Here is a 5,311-nt window from a genome sequence, read left to right as displayed (position 1 = left end):
TCATTACAAAGCGTATCTATAGCTTCTAAGAATGGTGAATTTATCTCAAAATATACTCACCACTAGCGAAGAGTGTTCAATAAGATGCGTTCCCCCTGGGTTCCATTCTCTGCGTCCATAGCATCTCCTAATTCTTGTTTCTTTCTAGCCATCTTTTTAATTTAATATCAGAAACTGGTTGCTTCGCTGTTAACTTTCAACCTTTTTAAAGTTATCGCTCAGATTTTGGAGCCACTTCTCGATTGAATGTAAGAAATTTATTGCTAAAATCGCTGTTAACTCGAACGTTTTAAAAGCTACCGCTCAGATTTTGGAGCGACTTCTTGATTGAATGCAAGAAACTGATTGCTGAAATCGCTGTTAACTTTCAACCTTTTTAAAGCTATCGCTCAGGTTTGGGAACGACTTCTTGATTGAATGCAAGAAACTGATTGCTGAAATCGCTGTTAACTCCAACCTTTTAAAAGCTATCGCTCAGATTTTGGAGCGACTTTTTGATTGAATGCAAGAAACTGATTGCTGAAATCGCTGTTAACTTTCAACCTTTTTAAAGCTATCGCTCAGGTTTGGGAACGACTTCTTGATTGAATGTAAGAAACTGCTTGCTCAAATCGCTGTTAACTTCAACCTTTTAAAAGCTATCGCTCAGATTTTGGAGCGACTTCAACGCCATAATCCGAGCTTCTTCTTCCGACATCTGATTCTCTGATAAAGACTCTTCTGCATATCTTTGCCCTACTGAAATATCTGCCGTCGCAACAGAACTACCGGAACCAGACATTCTTTTTAAAACCTCAAAACACGACAAAACTAATTGTTTATAATCGCCCGCACTAATTGAGGTGAGGGGTGCTTCTTCTAAATACGAACTAGCAAGACTGTCCACCTCCCTGAGTTCTCGCCGCATCCACTCAGCACACTCTTTTAATTTTCTATCATCCCGACAACCTGCAACTTCCTTGGCACGCAGTTTCCACATTAATCTCAATGCCGGCCAAACATAAATTTCTGCAATCTCCTTTTCGTCAACGCCAGAGAATAACTCCAAAATCTCACGGTCGGATGTGCCTTCTAAACCTCTCAGTTTCACGGTTATTTGAGTGTATACTGTAGTTGAACTACGGGTTAATCTTTGCTCTATTTCCTGATTTTTCTCAATGTTATCCACGGTTTTTGCTCCTTGCTATAAATCAATTAGGACTTACGCACTCTCGACACTTTTGCTAGTGAGATTTAGACATTTTCTAGCCTTTGAAGTGGCTGAAAACCATTCTGGGTATCAAATCTGCAATTCATAAAAATTATTCATCTCTCTGGGTTCTCCTCTGCGTTCTCTGTGTCCTAGAAAGTTAAATCATTCCGATACAACCGGAAACAATATAAATCCAAAAAGTCGATGACCTCAAAACGGTCGATAAGTAGTTAAACAGAATTAATTACACAATATTTTGACTAAAACCTTTACCTAGTAAGGAGTCTTTATGTAATTAATTTTTTGTGGTTACTTAACCTCAAAACGGCTGAAACCCTTTTCAATACAAGATTTATATCTAATTAAGCGAAAAGTGTTTCTCCATCTAAGTTTGAAGCCATTTTTACCTCGGTTTTTGTCTAAGTCCCACTAGGATTTGAGATTCGGAGTTTACTTACATAACGCAGTGAAAGGAAACCAAACGTGAATGACATAATTAACATCTCAATGCCTCCTAGACTGTCAATAATTTAACGGTTAACTGATAACTCTCCTGCGACAGCGGTTTCTGCTAAGTAAACACCGTAAGCATCCAGCAGCCTGTTACCCAACTCAAAACCATCTAAAGAATGAGGCAAACTTTCGCCTGCGTGCCAAATCAGCTTAAAATTTGTGACAAAAGTCTCCTCTAATTTCAACTTTAAATAATCGGCTGTTCCGCCACAAAATACGAGTTGCTTACAGCTTTTGGGTATCGAATTTTTCAGCCAATTTTCCAGCACCCCGAAGTAAAGCGGTTGCGCTTCCTTAACCGCTGCTGACAGTTCAAAACTCAGCTTGTTACCGGCCCATCCCCCAGCAGCTACCACTGAAACCAGTTCTTCGGGATACGTGTTATTGGTTCGCTTAGAAACCTCTCTAATCAGTGCGTGAAATCCCAAATTTGAAGTAGAAATTAATTCTAAAGTTCCCCGCCTTGATACCAATATTGATGCGTTTCGATACCCCAACATCGCTATTGCAATGTCCGACTTTCTCAACTCATTTGGCATACGAGCTGCTAGCAAGTAAAATATCCCCGCACCTTCTGGCAAACAGCGTACTGTACTAACGTTTACTTGAATTTCTCCTGTCGGTGCCACAAAGTTCTTAGCTACTTCTTTTATCCTTTCGGCTAGCGCTAATTTCGAGTGCATTTCGTTAGCTGGAAGCAGCAGTGACAGAGAAGCATCAAACTGAGAACCCAACTGCAACCTCTCAGAAGCCACCCACAGCATCCCCAAAACTTTGTAAACTGCCGTAGCAACCTTTGCTTCTGCCAATCGTTCCTTTCCCAAAAAGTGCGTTCCGGCCAAGTATCCCAGTGCCACGTACTGACCGTTCCAGCCAACCCAGCAGCAGTTTTCGGGGTCGGATAGCTTCAGGGATACCTGCAACTCGGCAGCGCTGGAATGTGGCACTGATACTGCATAGGGTTCCATATAGCTTGAAGTCAATTTGGCACTCTTGAACGAGCTCATTACTGACTTCACCCCACAGCCTCCGAAGTCTATACTAGCTACTAATTTTTTTGCGGATAATGCCATATTTTTACACATGAATGATTCGTATCAAACATGAATGATTGGTATCGCAGTTAATTATTTGGCGACCGTTAAAAGCTCAAATAATTAATTGCTTTTTACCTTTTTAACCCAAGGGGGACTGTTTTAGCGATCGACCAAAAGACATATCTATTTTTTCAGAAAGTGTGAAAAAATTGAGTTAATATTTGCACAATCGTTAATATTTGTCTGAAAGATTGTTAATATTTTTACAGTCAGTATTGACCTCAAACTCAAAACCACGGTTGCGCCGTGGTTTTCTTGGAATTACGCATTGCTTGTCGCAGATTCTCGCAGCAGCGATTAGCTAAAGTGCGAATAATTAACGAGGTCAATAATTTTCTGGTAGCTTACACGCGACTCTGCGACAGATATGCCTACAATCGTGAATTCGGGGAAAGTAAACTCTGTTTGCCGATCGTCGTTAATGTAGCATCAGTATTTCAACTTTGAATGGTTTTCCTTGGTTTCAGCAAGGGGAATCAAACCCCGGCCAATCTGTTCGATCAATTCGTTGAGGCTCAATCCCCGTTCAATTGCGATCGCGCGAATTCCCTCCCACCCTACCGACGTTACCTGAATATTTCTTTGCTTCTTGGGCTCTTCATAGCGAGATTGCCCACCAGATCGGTTGAGGTTGGCTAATGAGTTCGGATGGGGGTGAATTCCTTTCCTGGGTGGCATGGCGTCGATCACATTTCCTTTTTTAATTATTTTCGCATTTTATTGATGATTCTCGACGTTCACTATGTTATCGTTGAATTATTCAAGGAAAATTCTGCCCGCGCTTCGCCACAAGCGGAGTACAGGAAAATTCTGCCCGCGCTTCGCCACAAGGGGAGTAGAGGAGTCAGTGCGGGTGCGAATTGCACTCAACAAGCGAGCCAGGAATGCGTAAAATGCAATCAGGAGCAGACGATCACGATCGGGAACGACAAGCATTAATTGTTTTACCAGGGGGTGTTGGAGGGTGCACCTCCTCCGTTGCGAAACCACTACGGATAGACCCTGAATTCCAATCTCTCATCCCTCCTCTGAGTAAGGGCGAAAAAGCCGCCCTGCAAGCCAGCCTTCTGTCCGAGGGATGTCGCGACCCATTAGTAGTTTGGGCGGAGGAAAAGCTTCTCCTCGACGGCCACAACCGATATGATATTTGTACCGCGCACGGCATCCCCTACCAAATTGTAGAGATATCTTTTGATAGCCGGAACGCAGTCAAGGTCTGGACGATCGCCAATCAACTGGGGCGGCGCAGCCTGACATCCGAATCTGTTAGTTACCTGCGTGGCACTTGGTACGAACTGACCAAGCAATCTCGCGGGGGCAAGCGAGAGGCAAACTGTCAAAATGACAGTTTGACAGATGAAACAGCGCGAGAACTGGGAGAACAGTTCAAAACTTCTCCCAGGACAATTTACCGGGATGCCAAATTTACTCAAGCTGTAGATGTCCTCAGTTCTCTTGGAGGAGAAGATGTGAAGTGGAAAATACTGACTCGTTCTGCGGGGTTGACAAAGAAGGAAGTCCTTGCTTTGGCTTCGGATGCTCGCAGTCGTCCGGCTCAAGTTGCCAAAACTTTACAGGGGCGGTGCCCGAAAGTGAAACCTGAAAAGCAACCTGCCATCGCTCACCACCTGACGCTCAAAATTGGCTCCCTAGTAGAGGTGTACGCGCCAGATCGCGAAGATGTTAACGGCAGGTTAGGCCGCATTCAGTCCGTAGGGGAGAAAACGGCTGCCGTGTGGCTGCGACACATCCCTACCATTACCATGCAGTTATACACCTTCAAACACTCGGCTCTCACTGTTGTGCCGCTAGACAATCAACCGGGGCTTCAAGAAATTTGCGATCGCACTGACAGACTTCACAAATTAGGAAATTTAGATCCATTTGAAGTAGAAATTCTGAACTTGTTAGAAAGAACAACTGCTCTTACACCCACCGAATTGCAGTATTTAGAACAGATTGAGAACAGACACAAACTTGATTGAGTGCCTCACAACTATAGTTGGGGGGTGCAGGAGTGGAAAGCAGGCTATCTCCTGAATCAAGGAGAGGATGGAGGAATAGAATCAATATTTGCCAAAGCAAAGTTGAGCATTTCTTCTGCCCGATCTATTGTTTGCACTGCGTCTGTTTGCGAGATTTGTATATCAGCGTTATAATCAGCTTCTAATCGAGTTTTTTGGGCATCTATTAGGTAGCGATGGAACTGTACCGGAACCCGCCCCGAACGAGCAAATTTTTGACCGAAACCGGCGATGACAGCGGAGTGGCGAGAATAAGATAATTTCTCTGACTCTAAAAATGCAGTGACTATGTAAAACATCACATAATAAGCGCGGGAAGCGGCCGATTCAAAAAAGCCTTGGTCACATAAAACTCGTGCAGCCTGCAAAGTTCTATCGGCTTTATCACTGTAGTTTAGACTAACTAAAGATGAGAACGGTGGCCCAAGAAGAACTAGAGCCACCGTTAAGGAGAGAATGAGGGTGAAAAATAAAAACCTATCCAC

At 43.5% G+C, this 5,311-nt stretch carries 5 protein-coding genes; 1 reads left to right on the top strand and 4 read right to left on the bottom strand.

The window, feature by feature from the left end; translation table 11 throughout:
• Positions 1–631: 631 nt before the first annotated feature.
• The 3 genes from JGK11_RS32280 to JGK11_RS32270 all read right to left on the bottom strand — a co-directional run bounded on the left by JGK11_RS32280 (position 632) and on the right by JGK11_RS32270 (position 3,480).
• Positions 632–1,168: a hypothetical protein gene (locus JGK11_RS32280; protein WP_293205410.1), complete on the bottom strand. Its 537-nt coding sequence runs from the start codon at positions 1,166–1,168 to the stop codon at positions 632–634.
• Positions 1,169–1,722: 554 nt separating this feature from the next.
• Positions 1,723–2,778, bottom strand: coding sequence for a ParM/StbA family protein (locus tag JGK11_RS32275; RefSeq protein ID WP_293214440.1), 1,056 nt, complete (start codon positions 2,776–2,778; stop codon positions 1,723–1,725).
• A gap of 453 nt (positions 2,779–3,231) precedes the next feature.
• A complete protein-coding gene (locus JGK11_RS32270) occupies positions 3,232–3,480 on the bottom strand; it encodes a hypothetical protein (RefSeq protein WP_293205405.1) in 249 nt (82 codons plus the stop codon).
• Between the two features lie 215 nt (positions 3,481–3,695).
• Between JGK11_RS32270 and JGK11_RS32265 the strand changes: the two genes are divergently transcribed.
• Positions 3,696–4,787 carry a hypothetical protein gene (locus tag JGK11_RS32265; protein WP_293205402.1) on the top strand — a complete coding sequence of 364 codons (1,092 nt, stop codon included), beginning with the start codon at positions 3,696–3,698 and terminating at the stop codon, positions 4,785–4,787.
• A gap of 56 nt (positions 4,788–4,843) precedes the next feature.
• Here the strand turns inward: JGK11_RS32265 and JGK11_RS32260 are convergent.
• A partial coding sequence (locus JGK11_RS32260) for a HEPN domain-containing protein (protein WP_293214438.1) occupies positions 4,844–5,311 on the bottom strand: 468 nt, incomplete at its 5' end.

The organism is Microcoleus sp. PH2017_34_RAT_O_A, assembly GCF_020737885.1.
Taxonomy (GTDB): domain Bacteria; phylum Cyanobacteriota; class Cyanobacteriia; order Cyanobacteriales; family Microcoleaceae; genus Microcoleus.
Note: the sequence above shows the minus strand (reverse complement) of the source record. Positions and strands in the feature narration are given on the sequence as shown.